Origin of the sequence: Paenibacillus sp. FSL R7-0273, assembly GCF_000758625.1 — a bacterium.
Lineage (GTDB): Bacteria > Bacillota > Bacilli > Paenibacillales > Paenibacillaceae > Paenibacillus_AQ.
In genome coordinates this window covers 1,109,883-1,129,716 of sequence record NZ_CP009283.1, presented here as the reverse complement: position 1 = coordinate 1,129,716, position 19,834 = coordinate 1,109,883, and the positions used below count along the sequence as shown (strand labels likewise).

The following is a 19,834-nucleotide window of genomic DNA, read 5'->3' as shown; positions in this document are numbered from 1 at the left end:
AGCACATGCGTTCGGGTTTAGGTCAAATACCGCAGATTCATCCCCACCCTATCGAGGGTGGAGTATTCTCAGCTTTTTTAGATAAAAACCCCCTGCTGTCTCCGCTTCCGGAAGACTGCAGGGGATTTTTGTGTATTCCTGTGTAAGGCCTGAACTATTGTATAATGATAGATATATCTTCCGGTCCAGACTATCCTACACAGGAAAGAGGCTGAATGATGGCCATATTTAAATATAATCCGCAGCGTCCGTTCCGCAGCAGCCCCGACCTGCATCTGCATTACTGGGGCTTTGAGCATTGTGCTTCCGGGCATACCGTCGGTCCCGGCGTACGCGACCTTTACAAAATCCACTTTATTCACGCAGGCACGGGCACGGTGGCTGTAGGAGAAGCCGAGCACAGGCTGCAGGCCGGCCAGGCTTTTCTGACCTATCCGCATATTGTCACCCGTTACGCAGCCGACAGCGCCGAACCGTGGACCTACTCCTGGATTGCCTTTACCGGAGAAGAAGTGGAATCCTTATTGTCCCGGACCTCGCTTACCCCGGAGCAGCCGGTTTTCCCGATGGATCAGCAGCTTATGCCTGCCCTTTATGACCGGCTGACAGCAGCAGCCGATACGGCTGAGGGGCTCGACCTGCCGCTAAAAGCAATTATGTATGAGTTTTTTGCGGTCCTGCTGCGTACAGCTCCGGCGGCAGCAGACAGCTTGAGGCCTTCGCGTGCAAAAAGCTTTTATGTCGAGGAATGCCTCCACTTCCTGCATGCCCACTATTGTGAAAATATTACCGTCGAGATGCTGTCCGCCTCCCTGAAGCTGGACCGTAAATATTTGTCCGCCCTGTTCAAACGTACAGTCGGCCTGCCGCCGCAGCAGTATCTGCTGAATTTCCGCATTGCCAAAGCCTGCGAGCTGCTTGCCGAAACCGGCTGCACGGTCGGTGAAATTGCCCGTTCGGTCGGCTACCAGGACCCGCTGCTCTTTTCGCGGATGTTCAAAAAGGTCAAGGGCTGCTCGCCCAAGGACTACCGCAGCCGCCATGCGAATAATGACATTGTTCTATAAACAACTTCCATGCTGACATACGCTTTTGGCCCCTGCTTCCGCTACAATAGAACATGTCCGGCAGATTGTGAAGCAAACGCTTCCCCTTACCGGTGAACAAATCTAAGCAGATGCTTCTGAAGCCAGTTTTGCCGAAGGTAATACAGGAAGCTTATGCTAACAAAACTAAGCGTCTGCTTCCGAAGCGAGTTTTGCCGAAGGTAATACAGGAAGTCTATGCTAACAAAACTTTGAGGAGGTTTACACATGTACATCGCTAATCCTGAACGTTACAACCAGATGAAATATAACCGTACCGGCCGCAGCGGCCTGCTGCTGCCGGCCATCTCGCTCGGCCTGTGGCATAATTTCGGCGGCAACGACCTGTTCGAGAACGGACGGGCCATGGTGCGCCGGGCCTTTGATCTGGGCATTACCCATTTTGACCTGGCCAACAACTACGGCCCGCCTCCCGGCTCCGCCGAGGAGAATTTCGGGCGGATTCTCCGCCAGGATCTCGCCGCTTACCGTGATGAGCTGATTATCTCCACCAAGGCCGGCTATTACATGTGGCCGGGCCCTTACGGAGAGTGGGGCTCCAAGAAGAATCTGGTAGCCAGCCTTGACCAGAGCCTGAAGCGGATGGGCCTCGATTACGTGGATATCTACTACCACCACCGTCCGGACCCGAACACGCCGCTGGAAGAAACGATGGCAGCGCTCGACCTCATTGTCCGCCAGGGCAAGGCGCTGTATGTCGGCATCTCCAACTACCGGCCGGCTGAAGCGCGTGAAGCGGCGCAGATTCTCCGCCGCCTGGGCACACCTTGCCTGATCCATCAGCCGAACTATTCCATGATGGCACGCTGGATTGAAGACGAGCTACAGGATGTGCTTGCTGAAGAGGGCATCGGCACCATCGCCTTCTCGCCGCTGTACAAGGGTATTCTGACCGACCGCTATCTGAACGGTATCACCTCGGATTCCCGTGCGGCAGGACCAAGCGTGTTCCTCTCCGAGAAGGAGATTACCGAGGAAGTTATCGGCAAGGTAAGCAGACTGAACGACATCGCTGCAGCCCGCGGCCAGAAAATGTCGCAGCTTGCCCTCTCATGGGTGCTGCGCGGCGGCAAGGTAACCTCGGCGCTGATCGGTGCCAGCAAGGTAAGCCAGATTGAGGATGCCGTGGCATCGCTTAACGCTCCTGAGCTCACTGCAGACGAGCTGGAGCAGATTGAAACCATCCTGCGGGGATAACACCGCCAGGAATGCTGCACAGAATTGCATTATAGACGGTAAATGAAGCTGCCTGGCTGAGAAGCCGGGCGGGGACATTTGCCGTCTTTTGCGTCAGGGATGGTATAATGGACACAAAACAGCGCAGAAAGGATGTACCGCATAATGAACAAGAACCGCTTAGGACAATCCGATTTATATGTAAGTGCCATGGGCCTGGGCTGCATGTCCCTGGGTACGGAGGAAGCGCCAGCCGTCTCTATCATTCATGAGGCACTGGACAGAGGAATCAATTTCCTGGATACTGCTGATCTTTATGATGCCGGCCGCAACGAGGAGCTTGTCGGCACTGCATTACGCGGACGCCGCAGCGATGTCATTCTGGCTACTAAGGTTGGCAACCGCCGGATTCCCGGCCGGGACGGCTGGTCCTGGGACGCCTCCAAGGCCTATATCAAATCCGCTGTCCATGACAGTCTCCGCAGGCTGCAGACCGATTATATCGACCTCTATCAGCTGCACGGCGGAACCATGGAAGACAACATCGATGAAACTATAGAAGCTTTTGAAGAATTGAAGCAGGAGGGGCTCATCCGCTATTACGGTATCTCCTCCATCCGGCCGAATGTGGTCCGTGAATATGTGAAGCGTTCTAAGATCGTAAGTGTTATGAGCCAATACAGCATTCTCGACCGGCGGCCTGAGGAGTCTATTCTGCCGCTGCTTGAGCAGCACGGCATCAGCCTGATTGCACGCGGGCCGCTGGCGCGCGGCATATTGACAGAGAACGGCCGCTCCAGGCTGGAGAAGGACTATCTCGATTATACGGCGGCAGAACTGGCCGCATTGCATGAGGAGCTGACCCGGCAGGCTTCCGCTCCCCGGACCCTCACGCAGACCGCGCTTCACTACCCGCTGTCACAGCCGGCAGTTGCGGCTGTAATTCCCGGCGCGAGCAGCCCGGAGCAGCTGCGGGCGAACATTGCCGCAGCTTCAGCAGCGCCGCTCAACGCTGCTGAAGCGGACGCTGTCCGGCAGGCCAGCAAAGCGGGTGTCTATACCGCTCACCGCTAGGCTTGGTGGAGGCTTGGATTAGCGGGCCTGGCATAGCGGTGCACACGTACAAACCGGTCCGTTAAGAAAAACTGACAGCCGGTAACAGCAAATAGGCTATCCCGTTGCTAGATGCAACATATGGGATAGCCTATTTGCTCCTGCTGCCCTACTAAGCTGACACTGGTGTTCGCAAGGTGTCACCTTCCAGCGTCATTACAGTCCGTTAGATTCGCCAAACTGCACACTGGTAGAATTGGAGCCTACTTTTTCTGCTAAAACCGGGTAATCCGTTACCCTCTATGAGACCTGTTATCTTCTTTTCCGCAAACGGAGAATCCACAGCACCAGCGATACCAGTAATACCACTCCCGAAATCGCCCAGGTCAGCAAAAATGCCATCCCCAGCCCGATATTGGCGTCCTGTGCCTCCCGGAGGCTCTCCTGCACAAGCAAAACGGCGAGCGGAGCACCGCTTGCTATCAGGAGAACCAGCGTGCTGTACCGCGCAAAAGTAGTGCGTTTGGGCAATGCGTAATACAAACTCAGATACGAAATAACCAGTAGAATGAAAGATAACGAAGCCTGAATTGCGAGTCTGTCCATCCTGTCACACTCCTTATCTTCAGCCTTAGCCGGTCACGGAGACCCTGCCCTTTTGCCGGGCACAGTAGTCTCAGCTCCGGATGCGTACAGTATATCGGCTCCGCAAGCCTGATGCAAATGCGGACACCCGAGGCCGGCATCAGCCAAAAAACTGTGTAATATACACCATCGCCAGCAGCCCGAAAATAAACGAATACGTAGAAGGCCGCTCATAGCCGTGACCATGGCTCTCCGGAATAAGCTCCTTATAGACAATAAAGAGCATCGCTCCTGCAGCGAACGCCAGCCCGTAACCGACCGCATGCTCCAGGGAGCTGGCTGCAAAATAGCCGACAACCGCCGATATCATCTCCATCAGCCCAGTCAACGCTGCCACTCCGAGCGCTTTCCAGCGGGTTGACTTTGAATTCATCATGAAAACAGCCAGAATAAGGCCCTCCGGCATATTTTGTGCCCCGATGGCAATTGCCACCATTGGACCAAGACTGGCCTCTTCGCTGGCATAGCTGAAGCCGGTGCTCAGACCCTCAGGAATGTTATGAATGAACAGGGCAATCATGACAAGCAGCGCCTTGGAATCCATATTGGCAAAGCCGGGCTTGTTCTCCACATCGATATGCGGAATATTTTTTTCAATGAGATCAAGCATCAGCACACCGGTAATCAGCCCAAGCGTCAAAGCGATAATGCCCGATTCATTGATCGCCTGCGGCATTAAGCCGAAGGTCGAAGCGGACACCATAATCCCGGCGGTAAAAGCAACCAAAATATCCTTCCAGCGCTCGGACAATCTTCGTACGAACAAAATGGGTACCGCTCCAAGCACCGTTGCCATTGCAGATAAAAAGCTGCCTAGCAGCGCAGTCTCCAAGTTATTTCCTCCTCATCAGCAGAACGATTTTCATAGACTCAATTTATGCGGCGGGCAGCATAGTTTATGACCTTGCCCGCATTTTGGTGCCTATCCTCTGTTCAGGATAGTACAAGTGTCATTAGGTGTTCATCCAGATGCCGGCCGTCGGCCAGTCTGACCGCGTCGCGTTCAGTGCCGTAGCAGGTGAAGCCCAGGGCAGAATAGAGCCGCTTTGCCGGAAGATTATCCGCCATTACAGTCAGATTAATTACCGCAAGCCCTGTTATCTGCCTTACACGCGCAAGCAGCTCCGTCAGTAAAGCGAAGCCCAGCTTCTGTCCGCGTGCCGCCGGACTTACATACATTGCAAAGACATTGCCCTTGTGGCGGATCTTCTCCCTGCCCTCACGGATAAACGTAACCACGCCTGCCAGCTCATGCTCTGTATTGAACGCGCCCAGGGTGAACTTGTCCTCTGTAGGCTCCAGTCTGCTGCGGGTAGTGTCCAGCGGCAGCTCCTTCTCTTCTTCATAGGAGCTTAGAAAGGCCTCCGGATGAAGCCGAAGCGCCTGCAGCCGAAGCTCACGGTACTGCTCCGCATCGGCCTGATCCAGCATTCTTATGTACATAACAGTTCCTCCTTCCGCCCGGGGCGGACAACTGATATAGATAAACCGCAATTACCTGTATAACCTCACATGGAGGCAATCTATCGCTTCCACAGCTAAATCCTTTATCAGCAGGGTTCCGGTTTGGGTTGTAAGGTGATAGAAAAACAAGCTGCAAATGCGGATACTCCTTGGGAAACAGCTGTAACTCAGTAGCGTCATGAATTGGGCTGTTGTCCAACATCAAAGCTATTTTTCTGCTAGGGGAAGCAGAGAGAAGATCCCGTCCGCCTCTCCTTCTTCTCGGTGATGCACTTGCCCTGTTTCGTAAGTAATTGCACGGCATCATGAATGAGCCGGGTTGAACTCATTTAACTCCGAACCGACTGACTAAGGTTAGCGCTTTGGCAAGGGAGATCCATCCGCTGCTCAACGCTTTACCTAAGGCAGGAACAGGAGACGGTTTGTTAGTCTCATAATGACGTTCTATCTAGATAGATTATATCCGCTTGACGCGACTTTTGAAACGGAAGGCTATTTGGACAGCAGCAGTCGCGGATTCATGCCCTAATGCAAAAGAGCGGAAGTCCGGAAATACCGGAGCTTCCGCTCTAATCAGCCTAAGGATTTACAGCAGCTTATCCAGCTCCCGGCAGGCCTCACTGTATGCAGGCCCCAGCTTAGGAAGCTGCACGGCTGCCTGATCGTATTCGCCGGCCCTGGCATGACGCTCCACCAGAGCGCACAGATGGGCGAAATACTGCGCCCCGATGCTCAGGCTGCCGGATTTCAGGTTGTGGGCTGCCGCTGCCATTTCCGCCAGGTCCTGCCGGGCTGCAGCTTCCTCCAGGGCAGCTAGACGCAGAGGCGTATCCTTGTTGAAGATTGCGGCCAGCATATGCAGCAGCTCAGGCTCGTCTTCCCCGTCCATTTCCCGGATACCCGCCAGGGTCTCCTCCTGCAGGACAGGAATATACGGCTTTCTGCCGTACCATTTGGCTAACAGCTTACCTAGCGTCTGCAGGCTCAGCGGCTTAACCGTCCAGTCATCCAGTCCGGCCCCCATAAACTGCGAGCGGCTGTCCCCGTCCTCATCTCCGGTTACACCGATAATGGGTACCCTTGTCCTTGCGCCTGAGGCTTCAAGCTGCCTGATCGCACGGACGGCCTCCGGGCCGTTCATAACCGGAAGCCGGCTGTCCATCAGGATGAGTCCGTACTCCTGCCGCTGCCAGGCCTCAACAGCCTCCTGCCCGTTGCCTGCCAAATGAACGGCCTGTACGCCGAGCCTCTGCAGCTGCCGCAGCAGTACCGTACTGTTCAGCCCGTTATCCTCGGCAACCAGCACCGGCAGCTTACTAAACCTGCTCTCCTGCAAGCCTGCTTCAGCAGGCTTTAACGGTTCAGCAAGGAGGGCCAGCTTATCCAGCGTAAGCTCAAAGCGGAATATCGAGCCTTGTCCGGGTGTGCTGTCTGCTGAAATAGTACCGCCCATCAGCTCGATCATGGACTTGCAGATGGACAGGCCAAGGCCAGTCCCCTCGGCAGACAGCTCCGCATCACGGCCTACCTGCGAATAAGGCCGGAACAGGGAGGCCTGATCCTCAGGCGATATGCCAATTCCCTCGTCCCGGACTTCAAAGCATAAGCGCTGGCGGGCCTCGTCCTCAGCAGTGAGACTCACCCTAACCTCTACCTTTCCCTTTTGCGTAAACTTCACCGCATTGCCCAGCAGATTAATGAGCACCTGCAGAATTTTCGGGGAATCTCCCTCCAGCCTATCAGCAACCCCGCTCATGATCTGGTAGGTCAGACTATTTTCCCGCTTTGCCGCTGCAGGCGAGAGCAGTCTTAACGCATGCTCAATCAGCTCCTGTATGCTGAAGGACATCCGGCCGATCTCCATTTTTCCGGCTTCCATTTTCGAGAAATCAAGCAGATTCCGGATCATCTGCAGCAGATACTGTGCCGATTCGCGGATCACCTGCAGGTGACTCTGCTGTTCCCCGTTACCGCCTTCCGCTTCCAGGAGCTCGGTTATCCCCAGAATCCCGTTCATGGGTGTGCGGATTTCATGGCTGACGGTAGCCAGAAAGAGGCTTTTCGCCCTGCTGGCTGCTTCCGCCTCTTCCTTCAGCGCTTTAAGCTCGGCGACATTCTTGGCCAGCAGCCGGTGCATGGTTATGAGTTCATTATTCATGGCAGAAAACTCAGATAATGCCTGCTCTTCCCGGTGCTTGCCTGCAATTAACTGCTCTGAAAGATTCTCAATCGTCTCTCTCAGAACGCGGATTTCCTGTTCACTGCCGGTCATTGTTGTATCCCGCCTTCTTCTGTATCAGTTCTCCCGGCGCCGGGTACCAGGAATAAGCTGTTCTGCAACCTCAAGCGCAGTCCCGGCATCGGGGGCGTATCCGTCTGCGCCGACTTTTTTCCATAAATCCCTGTCAATATTAAACGGCATCCCGCCGACCATAATCTTCAGGCCGTCCAGTTCTCCATGGCTGCGGATCATCCCGATCAGGCGGACTACCTCGGACACATGAAAGGTCATTGTCACTGAAACTGCCAGCAGATCGGCAGGCTGCTCCTTCAGGTAGCGTATCAGGCTTTCGGCAGGCATGTTCGAGCCTAAATAGAAGGTATTCCAGCCCTCCATTTCAAAAAAATCCGTCAGCATCCGCAGGCCGATTTCATGCAGCTCTTCTCCCACACCGGTTGCAACCAGCCGTTTACGGCCGCTCTGCGCCTGAATCCAGCGGGGATACAGCTGAGAGATAATACTCTGGGTACAGGCCGTGCAGAAATGCTCCTGGGCAACAGTTATTCGTCCCAGCTGCCATAGCCGTCCGATTTCATACTGGCTCTGCTGAAAGAGATGCAGGTAAATGTCCTGGACAGGAATGCCGTCATCATATAGCCTCATTATAAATTCAGCGGCCTGACGCCGCTGCCCGTCCAGCAGCAGCCCGAGGTACTGCTCTGCCTCCCGGTAGTATGGCCTGTCCGGCTGCAGAAAGGAGGGCACACTCTCCTCACCGCGCATGTGGTACATGCCCATTTCAAGATAGCTAAGAATCACTTCCCTATCGGGCGGCTTCACCTCGGCAGTGATAGCATCCTTCATTAGCTCCAGATTGATCCGCAGATCCTCAGCTGTAATCTTGTACTGCATGAGCAGTACTTTAAGCCAGATAATATAATGAATGAACAAAAGCGGACTTTCCAGCGACACGCTTTGTGCAAGATAACGCAGATGATATAGGGAATCCTGCCTGGTTCGAGCAATCCCGGAAGGACCAAAGCGCTGTCTCAGATCAGGCTGACGTTCGTATTGACGCAAGGTAACTTCTTCTGCAAGCTGCTCGGCTATCATTTTAAGGCGTTCTCCAGCGTTTTGCTGATTAGTATACATTGGGTCACTCCTTCAGTATACGCACAAAAAATAATACTTAACTCCTATTATACCTTATTTAGCAAGTCTACCGGAAAATTCGCAGTATTTGTCATATTTTAATTACTGCCCGCCATTTTCCCGGATATTCGCATAAATTCAATAAGAAGCCTGATCTCCAGCGGCAAACAGCGCCTGATAACGCTCAAGCCCGTTAGCTGCAAACTCTTCAAGAGGGACAAAACGCAGCGCAGCCGAATTGGCCCGGTAATGCAGCTTCGCAGGCTCCGGGCCGTCATACAGCAGCTGGCCGAGATAAGCTCCGCTTAACCGGCTCCGCAGTACAGTCCGTGGTGCCCCGCTGCTGAGGTCCGCCTCACGGCGGATCAGCCCCGGCTCAAGCGGTGCGGTAAAGGAGGGCCAGCCGGTGCCGGAATCAAATTTATCTATTGAACTGAACAACGGGTCACCGTTCAGCACATCAATGTAAATACCGTCACGGTATTCATCCCAATAGGCGTTGTCATACGCAGGCTCTGTACCCTTGTTCCGGATAACTTCTATTTGCAGGGCAGTCAGCCGGTAGTGCAGCCGTTCCCTGTCCTCACGCCGCTGCCAATGGCGCTCCAGGAAATCGTCCCGGCCTGAGCCTTTAAGATACAGCTTGTAATCCAGCGGATGCGTCTTATAGTAATCCTGGTGTTCGGCTTCAGCCGGATAGAACGGTGCCGCCGGCAGAATGTCCGTTACAACCGGTCCCTTGAACCTTTTTTCTGCCTGAAGTGCAGCCTTGGAGGCCTCGGCTTCCGCCCGCTGCTCTTCACTGTGAACGAAGATAGCCGTCCTGTAGGAATGGCCGCGGTCCATGAACTGGCCGCTGCGGTCTGTTGGATCGATCAGCTGCCAGTAAATCTCCAGCAGACGCCGGTACGGAAACAGCTCAGGCTCAAAGGTAGTCTGCACCACCTCGAAATGTCCGGTCGTCTCCGTCCCCACCTCGGTATAGGTCGGAGCCTCCGTATGCCCGCCTGTGTAGCCCGAAACCACCGAAACAATCCCCGGCAGCTCATCAAACGGCTTGACCATACACCAGAAGCAGCCGCCGGCAAAGGTTGCCAGCTCATACCGCTGACCCGCCGCCTGTAATTTATCCATCCAGCCTGCCCCCTCACTTGTTCTGTTATAGTATTATTAACCCATTACATGCAGGAATACAGGGAGTCCATCAGGATTACCCGTCATAGACAGGAGCCGGAACGCCGTATGAAGCCAGCAAATACAGCCTGTAAGGAAACCATTGAATCAGCAAATGGTGACAATAAAAAAGCCGGACCTGCCGCCAGCCGCCGGGAAACCGTTGCGGTAACCGGCGCAGCCGGATGCCCGGATCATCAGCTTTCGGCAATATTGACAGGGCATTATGATGTAATAGCGCTGTCTTGTGAGAAGCAAAAAGCACTGGATCAGCGCCGGGACAAGGTACAGGCTCACTCTCATGTGCAGTGGCGTCCTTGTGACTTGTTCTCCCTGCCCTCTGCAGAGAAGGCATTGGAGGGTGCGGATTACGCCATCTATTTCTTGCACCGGCCGCAGCGCCCGGCCAGGCTGACACAGGCAGATACGGCGGATATGAATGCTATACAGGCCGATTATTTTGCCAGGGCAGCCCTAAAGAACGGCATTAAGCATATTCTACTCCTCCTCAATACAGTGTCTGCAGATAACCTGAACAGCCAGCTGCAGGGCTGTCTGGAGACGGAGCGCATCCTCGCCTCTTACGGGCTGCCCTTCACGACGCTTGGCACGAGGCAGCAAGCCGGAACGGTACACGACTCCCGTCCGGTTCCGGCAGAGCTGGCCGATGCCGGAAGGGCACTGCTTATGGCCGCGGCAGGCGTTGCCTTGTCAGGCAAACAGGCCGGAGCTCCGGCCAAGTCCTCAGCCGCAAAGACTGGACCGTTCCCGGATGTCCGGTCCATCCAGCGTGTGGTGCTGCCTGGAGATACAGATGCGGCCTGGGCTGCCCGTTATTATACGGACTGGCTGGGCAGCCTGCTCAAGCCGCTGATCCGTATAGATTATCATGACAGTGAGGACAGGTACAGGCTCTGTCTGCGTGCCTTCAGACGGCCGATACTGGAATTGACCTGCCAGCCACTGCAGAGCAGCCCGCAGCATACCGTATTCCGAATTTCCGGCGGAATCCTCACGAAGCAAAGAGATCCGTATGAAGGAAGGCTAGCATTTCTGCAGATTCCCGGCAGCCGTGAGTGTATCATTGCCATCCATGACTACCAGCCTTCGCTCCCGTGGTTTCTCTATAAGCACACACAGGCCAGAGTCCACCTGCTCGTAATGTCTGCGTTCCGCAGGCACCTTCGGCGTATAAATAGCCGCCGCTGAGCAGCTTTATTCGATTAAATATAACTGCAGTAACAGCAAAGCAGCGATCCTGCCTATACCGGAGAATCGCTGCCTTTGCGGGTAGCCTGCATTGTTCCTTGGGCTACAACCTGCCAGCTATGGAGTGCACACCCAAGTGCCCGGTAAGCATCTCATAACCTATTTATCCTGCTCGTTGATATCCCACAGATCCTTGTGCGTCAGCCCCGCGAACAGGAGCAGGATCAGCGTCAGAATCATCACTAACTCCCTGATCGTATTGGATACGCTGTCTACATTATAACCAAAAACAATGTTCAGCCGGCCCCACAGCAGGTTAATGCACAGCAGCGAGACCATGAAATAAGTCATCCATACACTCCGGAGATACAGGTTATACGTCCGGTTCGGCCCTTTTCCGATAAAAAACGTACGGTACCGCAGCACATAAGCAGCAAACACGATAAAAACAGCAACCTCGAGCGTAATTAGAATCAAATCAACGATGGCCATGCAAATCATCTCCTCTCTTACCCAGGCCGGTACGGTGCAGGTCTAACAGGCTTTCGATATCATTCAATTCATAGGCTTCCCGGATTCTGCCGAGGTTCTCTATCTCCCGTCTCACACTGCTGGGCTTGACTTCATTTTTTTTGAAAATATCGAGGAGCTTCACTTGTTGACGACCTCCTCACCTTTGGTTTTATCGGCGCTCTCTCGTACCAGGGCCTCTCTTTCAATCAATAGCTTGACCAGGGAACGATTGTACTCACTCAGCTGCTTCTCGTTCTCCTCATCACGTTTCTGGTAATTCTGAATGACCTTCTCTTTGCCCGCGATCTGCCTGATCGCCCAGATTAAAGCAACCGATAAAAGGACATTTAGCACGACTGAGCCGCTATTCTCAGCAAACAGGCCAGTCAATGCATTCAAATCCATCCATATCACCCCGTTTGTTGGGAACCTGTCCATCTCCGCAGCACCTGCAAAAGCAAAAGCACTGCAGAAGATCAACTGCTATACTCTATTCTTTTGTTGCTAGATTCGTTTGGGTATTCCAGTATGAAAAAAAAAAGCCCTCCGCATGTCTAGTAGACTGCAGAAGACTTTTATATAGATTGAACTAATAATATTGCTGTTTTGGGATTGCATGTGACTCCAGAGAATGTTTGGACTTCCAGCCGCTGTTGTCTGCAGATTTCTTGATTTATACCGTTTTTAACGGTTGAAATCCGCAGACAAAGGCGGTCGCTACCGCTCCTCCAGTTCCAAAATTCCCCTCCGCCACTTTTCCCTTAACTTAAATTCTTAAGTTCAATCTATATAGTAAATTTAATTGTCATTGATTCAGCCTATTCCAACTCATTAAATCTTTGGAGCATCGTGGCCACCTCTGCTCTGGTTGCAAGACCAGAAGGATTTAGAGTCAAATCATCGTTACCCTTCATAATGTCCTTGGATACAGCCCAAGTGATGGACTCTTTGGCAAAGTCTGAAATTTCATCAGCATCCTTGAAGCTCAGGCTTGAATGACCGGTTTGAAGGTCAACACCTTTACTCTTAGCGTATCTATAGAGCATAACAGCAATTTGCTCACGGGTGATTGCATCATTGGGAGCAAATCTATCCTTATCATACCCGTTAACAATTTTACTTTGATGTGCCCAAATAATCGGATCTGAATACCAATAGCCACTTTGAACATCAGAGAATACATTTGCAAATGTAACATTCGGCTTATTTTCCATACGATAGATTACAGTGGCCAGCATGGAACGGCTCATTTTCCCTGACGGTGAGAATTCCGTGTCAGAAGTTCCCGTAAATAGTCCCTTGTTGTAAACATGCCTTACTGAAAAATAGTACCAATCATCATGTGCTATATCTGTAAAAGGCGGTTTTTTAGCAAATGTAACCACCACAACGGTATCTCGGCTAACCTCGGGAATGGTGTAAATGTCATGGCCTATAAATCTTTCACCGTTGACAATGATATATTCAGTTTCAAACCCCTCATCTGGAATCATTCTGATGGTTGCAGAGGTTGTTGCCCGAATGGTCTGAACTTCAAAGCCGCCGGCAATTTTTCCGTTTCCGCCTTTTACAGAAGCACTAACGGAATAGTAAAGATCAACTGCGGTGTTACCGTCTGTGGTGTTGCCAACCGGCGCAGCCCAACGTTTCGGACCGACAATTTTTGAGCTCTCGAAATCGGAAACGCCAACGCTAAGCTTTTCGATTGCTTCTGAGATTTCCGACGCCAGAGCATCCTTGTTATCAAAAACAGCCTCAGCCTCGGCAATAACCTCTCTCAATTTTTGAGCGGATTTTGTTGGATACCAATAATCCGGATCATATATAGTTTTGGGATTATCTGCAATAGTAACTGAAGCAAGTAAGGCTTTTGCAGCTACAATGTTTTCATATAATAAAGATTTTGAGGTGTCCTTTATTCCAGAGCCAACAGTGATCTGCACATCCTCAAACGGTTCAATGTACCGGTGTGTCGCATCTTTATTTGTCAGAATGAAGCTGCCTGAAGAAAAGCTGAACGTTCCGCTGTTTTTAGCTTGAAATACAGCAGTACCAATATTCCGGAGTATTGAATCCTCTTTTCCGTTACCGGTCATATCAAGATAGACATAGTTGACGGCACCCTCGGAATATTTCATTGAAATGTCCTTTTCCATTTTAACACTGGTATTTTGCAGAACATAAGAATCAAACTGCAGCTTTCCTTGAAAGCCATATACCGGTGCCCTTCCGGCACCAGTATAGGAAAGACTCAGTTTAACAAAAATTTCTTCTCCAACCTCAAATGATGATTTTAAGGCACCGGAGCTGTCAGTTACTGTAGTGACTACACGATAACTAAGGTCTGCAGCATCGTTTGCGCTGTAGGCATATGATGGTAAAACAGCTCCTAGAAGCATGATACACAAAATGCTTTTCAAGTATTTTATCATCTCTCAAGTGCCTCCATTAGTGTGAGCTGCGCATCTACAATGTCAACTATGCCGTCACCGTTTTTATCAGCTCTCATCCAATCTTCTGATGAACTAAAACCGTTGTAGACATTGTCTAAAATAGCATTCAACGTTGCCAAAACGTCGATTTTATCAATAGCACCACTACCATCGGTGTCTCCACGAAGGAGAACAGGAGATTTCACTGTGGGTTCAAAGCCAAGCTTGGCTGTTAATTGCTCGCCTGTGACAAGTTCCTTTGAAGCCCCAATATATGCTTTTTTAAGCTTGTCATACAAAAGAGTATGTTTGTTGCCTCCAATTACAACCGTTGCCTTGCCCATGTTTATTTCAGTGTATATGGTGTACAACGAGAACCCTTGTGTCTGACGAACTTCATAACGATAACCATAATCTTTTACACTAATTCTGATAACGTCTGACAGTTCTTTATAGACCGTTTTCCCATTCTGTCCTTCAAAAGCAGAAAGTCTATAACTAACCTTGATTGCAGTTTCGCCTGGAGCTAATGCTTCAATAGTCCCGTCTTGTGAAAGTCTAATGATGTTCTGATTATAAAGAACGTCCCACACAACGTCGTCTGCCTTTAGAACGGTGTCGCCAACTGTACGAAGCGCTTTAACAGAAAGCACAGTTGTCCCGCCTATACCAAGCTCAATCGAATCAGGCTGATCATCCGAGCTTTCAAGGTCAGAGATTAGGTTAATGCTGTCAAACTCTGACAAAGCACGATTCACAAGATATACTTGAACAGCTGTTTCGTTTCCGGCAGCATCAACCGCTTTAAGAATCAGGGTTTGGTCCGGGTCCTCACTTGAGGCCTTACGATTGACAACGAATGTTCCGTCCGGATTTACAACAATTCCGTCTGAACTACCGTCTAATGTTAATGCTGCGGTTGGTTCTGTTAGACCATGGAAGCTATAGCTTGAGCCCGCGCCAACAAAAACAACTTGATTACTGACGGTGTTTTCAGCGTTTTCCCCGTCAAGACTTGTTTGAACATCTTCGTCAAGGAGTAACACAGGTGCTTTTGTGTCAACATTAAATCCAATGGCACCCGATGACCTGCTGCCTTGGATGGTGTCACGGTTTTCACCAACTGCTATAAAGTCAATTAACTGCTGGCCGTCTTCAAGACTTTCTTCAAATGACCACTCCGTCTTAAACTCTTGAGGCGTGTTTTTATCTTCAGTATTTAGGTTTAAGGTCATTTTAACAGGTCTGTCGAAGGTGTACTTTGCCTCTAATCGGTCAGTGTTTAAATAATAGCGGTCTTTTGATCTGTCAATATTGGTTTCAACGCTTAACAGCTGAGGTTTATCCATTGAAGGCATAACAAAGCTTGGCGATGATGCAAATCCGGCTGATCGGTAATATTCGGCCTGTTTAAGAGCAGACTCCACAATTCTAGCTGCCTGTACTTTAACAAAGTAAGTCTTGCCTGCCTCCAATAGAGGCCGGTTGGTCTGGCTTTCTAGTGGTTTTAGAATGATGCTACTGCCAGCTTTAAATTGACCAAAGGAATTCTCGACCTCAATACCATCTTCGTCTTCGATCGCCACGAGATAGTGTGTTGCCGTTTCGTCGCTTCCCGCTAGTTCAACCTTCACATAGCCGTCACCACTGTAGACCGCAGAAACAGATTTCGGGTTTTGAGGGAGCAATGGATTGGTGAAAGTGAATGTTGAAGACGTGATTTTCTTACTCATTCCGCCTTGATGGTTAACAAGCATTGCAACAACATGATATTTCCCTTCAGGAAAGGACTCCGGAAGTGTGAACACATGAGAACCTGATTCAATTCCGTCTAACTCCAGGTTGCCGATACTAATTAATGCTGAAGTGTCTTGAATGTTAGAGGATTCGATTGTTTGCATGACTGATGGGTCTGTAGTGACATAGACATTAAGTGCACCCGAATATTTGCCTTGCTTATCAGTTGTCCAGGAAACGTTAATATCACGGCTTGAATTTGCGCTATGAGAAGCACTGATTCCTGTAAGCTCCGGCAAATAGTCCACACTGTTTACTGCAAAGCTGTCTATATAAACATCAGGTGTTGTAACTGAAATGGACCAGTTACCGGCAACAATAAGAGAAGGGTCAGTGACTGAAACGTACAAATAATTAGTGCCATCTAAAGATTGAACAAGAAAGTTTCCGTTGCCCTTGTTATCGTCTTCAACCATTGTCAATTTTTTGCCGTTTGGATTGGTGACAATGATTTCTGATGCAGACGGTTTGACTAAACCGCGAAGCGGAACTTCAAAGAGAAGCGCATCCTTTGATGTTGGGGTAACCTCTTTTGTAACCCCATCCCCGGCCCTTGTTTTAGCTATTGCCCCGGTACTCAGTCTTCTCATATTCGTTCCATATATCATTGTGGTCGGCACAAGCTTGCCGTTTTCGTCCAGCGCTTCCGAGTTGACATAGTGAACCGCGTTTCCTCTTGAAGAGAGGTCGATTGATCCGCCAAAGCTCAGGTCACCGTTCCAGTAATAAATAAAGCCAAGCTTAATTCCAATGACTTTAAAGTTTGCACCAACAAAGTCAGAGGAAACAGCTGCCTCTACTCCTGCAACCTCCTTGCCCCCGAGCAATGGGATCGAGTCTGGAATGAACAGTCCTGCGTAAACATAACCATAAAAATAATCTTCCGTAATTTTTATCGTTATACCGCCACGAATGGCTCCGGCATGAATGCTGATGCTGCCAAAGGCATTTAGCTGAAACGGCGATATCCATTGCACATTCATTCCCGCTTGAAGATTAAGAAGTCTTCCCTCTTCGTCTTTTTCCAGCCGGCCGGTACCTTCAATTGCAAGACCGGATAGTTTGGCATCCAGCTTAAAGTCACCTACAATAATCGCATTAATTAAAAGCCTCGTTTGAAGATGAATTGTAAGCGGTGGAAGTTCACCTGCCGGTTCTCCGGCAATGGTATCTGCAAGGTTTGAAATCCCTCCGCCAAGCCCTGTGATAAACACATAAGGTGCAACCACAGGAACCTTCATTGTGGATGGCGCTAAAAAGAAGGTAAGTTTGTCTAGCATCATTTTTGGAACAGCGTTAATAGGGACCTTTTTTAGTGCCAATGACCCTTCTACTTCCAGCATGGTTACAGAAACACCTGCATCAATGCTGTAAATATCATCAATGGTGTTAATGGTTATATCCGCCTTAACACCGGCTTCGTTTCCTACTAGCGGGCCTAATATATCTTTTGGCAGGGCTACAGATAGTGTTGTGTTTATGCCAACAAAACCAATTTCGCTGTCTTTACTTCCATAGAGTACATCTTGGACGTTAGCCGTTAGTGAGCCTTTATAATCATAGTGCTCCTCACCCTTCGATTGATCAGCAGCTTTTAAAGGCAATGAAATTTTTCCGCCAAAGCTTATGCCGTAATCATCTTCATCCTGGGTCATAACGCCATATTTAATATTGATCAAAAAACCTGCAATATTCTGCAGCATATAACCGGCATCTCCAAGCTGAAGTTCAAGTGCTTGAGCATCTTTCTCGGAAACTGCCTCCCGGTTCAGAGTATATTTGGTTCCATTTTTGGCTTCAAAATGCCACTTATTATGCCAAATATTAATGGAGTTGATCACTTTGATGGTACCATCGCCTTCCAGCTTTGCACCCTTGCTGTCAACTGTCATCTTAAGGGCTTCGTTGCTGTCATAGGTCAGGATGTTGTTAATGGTAATGTCGCCATCGGCTCTGCTGGCAGAGTAATATTTTTCCGTACCCGTATCCATAAGCCTGATTTTTCCGCGAAGGGTCAAAAGAATCTCTGTTTTATCTTTTTCAAATGCTATGCCTTTGTTAAGAATTCCATCCTTTTTCACGCCGCCAGATACAAATTTTTTCATTGCATCTTCGTTTGCGAAACTAATATAGTCATACAGCTGTCTGTTATTTGCAGCGTCTGTAAATCGAACTAGCGAAACAATACCGTAACTTGCACTTTTATCCGCTAAATTATTGGTGACGTCCACTGTAGCTGCCGCTTTAATTTTTGTACCGAAGGCATCGATTAGCTGTTGATTTGTAAATCTGAATTCAATGTCATATTTTCCAACATCCAAGGTCTGATTAGTTGAAAACGCAAGCGTCTGACCTTCTTCAATAAAACTTATTTTTCTTTTGTCAATCAAAATAGCCTCACCGCCTGATGATGAAACAAGGTAAAGACTCCAGCCATCACTTCCCGAAAGAGCCTCAGTCAAAACCTTCATATTGCCAGAAACGGTGATATTTTTGTCGCCTTCATAATAAACGGACGACGGGAAAACATGCTTCATTGAAACTTCCGGAAGCTTTCCGTCAACTGCAGGAATCAATATGTTTGTGTTTGCACTATAGTCAACCAATTTATTAGTGTTAGCATCAATTATTTCTGTCGCGTTTAATGAAACGACCAAACGTTTTGATGTGATCATAGCCTGAGTCTCTGCAATAATTTCAACATCCGGAATATCAAACACCGATCCAATGTTAAGACCGCCCGAAATTTTCACCGTGTATTCCCGTGTTTTCGTTGCTGCAAAAACAAGTCCCTCATCGAGGCTAAGCCTAACAATAGGCTCTAAGAGTTCTTTTGCTCCCGAGACACTGTTGTCAATGGTGACATTCGCTTTAAACACACCATCGTTTTCATATGCTTTTTTGTCGTTAGCCAGTAATATGTTGTCAGTTTGGATACCTATTGAAACATGCTCCTTTTGTGTTTGTTCAGAAAAGTTGCCGATCCCATAGAGCATTTCAGAAATTCTGACTTGACCCGGCTCAATTGATTTTTCGTTCCAATAATAAGCAGTTGCAGTGTCAGGAACTAAATATTTGTTTGAATAATTAGTAAAGTCAACATTAGGGTTTGGTGTATAATCGTATCTTGTGTTTGCAAGATTAACCCAGTGGCCTACAATCACTTTATCCACGTTTACGTCTTTGTTGCCGCTCCAGCCTGACAAGAGGGCATAAGCCATCTTGTTCGAAGCTGAAAGAGAATCAACATATCTGATTTGCTGCGGAAGATTGTCACCGCTATATTCGGTTTCAACGATTGTCGGCTGCGTCGGGTCAACCAAAACATAAGGTGAATCAATTTCTGAACCAAGCGCGTTGTCCAGAAGAAGCCGAATACCAACCGTTCCGGCTGTAGCATTGTTATTTTTCACATCATATGAAATACCAATGTTTCCAGTCCTCGAGTTGTTAGGATCAATTGAAATGGACACCTTTTGTGTGATGGTGTAGCCCTTAATGTCCCATGCAATGGTTAAAAGCCTGTTTTGCTCTGAAACGACAGGTTCATGAAGCTTTGTATCGATTCCAAACCAGCCATATTCCTGACCGAAAACAAAATCTTTTCCGTCGATACGAACGGTTGTGAACGAGGTTCCATTGCTCCTTGCCGCATCTTCCTTATAAAGAAGCGGAAGGTTGTTGTCATAAGCTTTTTGTGGATGGCCGTCAACGGTTTCGATTGAAAAACCGCCTGTTTTTGAATTAATCGAATATTTCATAAATTCATTTGCAATCGAATAATCCGCACTACTGGCTTCTGCACGAGCAGGGAAACTGGCAAAAGTGAAAAGCATAGCTAGAAAGAGAGTTGCAGCTATGCTGCGTTTCATTGTTTTATGGACCGTCATTGC

General features: G+C 49.6%; 15 protein-coding genes. 4 read left to right on the top strand and 11 right to left on the bottom strand.

The annotated features are described in order from the left end of the window. Positions 1 to 215 precede the first annotated feature (215 nt). From R70723_RS04815 to R70723_RS04805, 3 genes are all read left to right on the top strand, one after another. Positions 216 to 1,067 (top strand): AraC family transcriptional regulator, encoded by an 852-nt coding sequence (locus tag R70723_RS04815; protein WP_047171024.1) that lies wholly within the window; start codon positions 216 to 218, stop codon positions 1,065 to 1,067. 246 nt (positions 1,068 to 1,313) lie between these two features. Beyond that, entirely contained in the window at positions 1,314 to 2,303 is a 990-nt protein-coding gene (locus R70723_RS04810; protein ID WP_039870208.1) for an aldo/keto reductase, read from the top strand. A 144-nt stretch (positions 2,304 to 2,447) separates the two neighbouring features. Beyond that, positions 2,448 to 3,356 carry an aldo/keto reductase gene (locus R70723_RS04805; RefSeq protein WP_039870206.1) on the top strand — a complete coding sequence of 303 codons (909 nt, stop codon included), beginning with the start codon at positions 2,448 to 2,450 and terminating at the stop codon, positions 3,354 to 3,356. Positions 3,357 to 3,647: 291 nt separating this feature from the next. Here R70723_RS04805 and R70723_RS04800 read toward each other — a convergent pair whose 3' ends face one another. From R70723_RS04800 to msrA, 6 genes are all read right to left on the bottom strand, one after another. Beyond that, a complete protein-coding gene (locus R70723_RS04800) occupies positions 3,648 to 3,941 on the bottom strand; it encodes a hypothetical protein (protein WP_039870204.1) in 294 nt (97 codons plus the stop codon). A 139-nt stretch (positions 3,942 to 4,080) separates the two neighbouring features. Then, positions 4,081 to 4,812, bottom strand: coding sequence for a ZIP family metal transporter (locus R70723_RS04795; protein ID WP_039870203.1), 732 nt, complete (start codon positions 4,810 to 4,812; stop codon positions 4,081 to 4,083). A gap of 101 nt (positions 4,813 to 4,913) precedes the next feature. Continuing rightward, positions 4,914 to 5,423, bottom strand: a complete 510-nt coding sequence (locus R70723_RS04790; RefSeq protein WP_039870201.1) for a GNAT family N-acetyltransferase — start codon at positions 5,421 to 5,423, stop codon at positions 4,914 to 4,916. Between the two features lie 607 nt (positions 5,424 to 6,030). Further along, positions 6,031 to 7,716 (bottom strand): ATP-binding protein, encoded by a 1,686-nt coding sequence (locus R70723_RS04785; RefSeq protein ID WP_039870199.1) that lies wholly within the window; start codon positions 7,714 to 7,716, stop codon positions 6,031 to 6,033. A 24-nt stretch (positions 7,717 to 7,740) separates the two neighbouring features. Further along, positions 7,741 to 8,817, bottom strand: a complete 1,077-nt coding sequence (locus R70723_RS04780) for a cobalamin B12-binding domain-containing protein (protein ID WP_039870198.1) — start codon at positions 8,815 to 8,817, stop codon at positions 7,741 to 7,743. Between the two features lie 138 nt (positions 8,818 to 8,955). Further along, complete coding sequence (msrA, locus tag R70723_RS04775; RefSeq protein ID WP_047171023.1) at positions 8,956 to 9,951, bottom strand: peptide-methionine (S)-S-oxide reductase MsrA; 996 nt, start codon at positions 9,949 to 9,951, stop codon at positions 8,956 to 8,958. Positions 9,952 to 10,059: 108 nt separating this feature from the next. Here msrA and R70723_RS04770 point away from each other — a divergent pair, with 108 nt between their 5' ends. Beyond that, positions 10,060 to 11,199, top strand: coding sequence for a Rossmann-fold NAD(P)-binding domain-containing protein (locus R70723_RS04770; protein WP_039870197.1), 1,140 nt, complete (start codon positions 10,060 to 10,062; stop codon positions 11,197 to 11,199). A 159-nt stretch (positions 11,200 to 11,358) separates the two neighbouring features. On the opposite strand, the gene R70723_RS04765 is transcribed toward R70723_RS04770, so the two are convergent. The 5 genes from R70723_RS04765 to R70723_RS04750 form a co-directional block, all read right to left on the bottom strand. Then, positions 11,359 to 11,691, bottom strand: coding sequence for a hypothetical protein (locus tag R70723_RS04765; protein ID WP_039870196.1), 333 nt, complete (start codon positions 11,689 to 11,691; stop codon positions 11,359 to 11,361). After that, entirely contained in the window at positions 11,678 to 11,854 is a 177-nt protein-coding gene (locus R70723_RS33265; protein WP_156123781.1) for a hypothetical protein, read from the bottom strand. Before R70723_RS33265 ends, R70723_RS04765 begins: the two co-directional genes overlap by 14 nt. Next, a complete protein-coding gene (locus R70723_RS04760; RefSeq protein WP_144027224.1) occupies positions 11,851 to 12,150 on the bottom strand; it encodes a hypothetical protein in 300 nt (99 codons plus the stop codon). The genes R70723_RS33265 and R70723_RS04760 overlap by 4 nt, the downstream gene beginning before the upstream one ends. 380 nt (positions 12,151 to 12,530) lie before the next feature. Further along, the gene (locus R70723_RS04755; protein WP_039870194.1) at positions 12,531 to 14,144 is read right to left on the bottom strand and encodes an S-layer homology domain-containing protein; all 1,614 of its coding nucleotides are present in this window, start codon (positions 14,142 to 14,144) and stop codon (positions 12,531 to 12,533) included. Then, positions 14,141 to 19,831, bottom strand: coding sequence for a dockerin type I domain-containing protein (locus R70723_RS04750; RefSeq protein ID WP_039870193.1), 5,691 nt, complete (start codon positions 19,829 to 19,831; stop codon positions 14,141 to 14,143). Before R70723_RS04750 ends, R70723_RS04755 begins: the two co-directional genes overlap by 4 nt. Positions 19,832 to 19,834 lie beyond the last annotated feature (3 nt).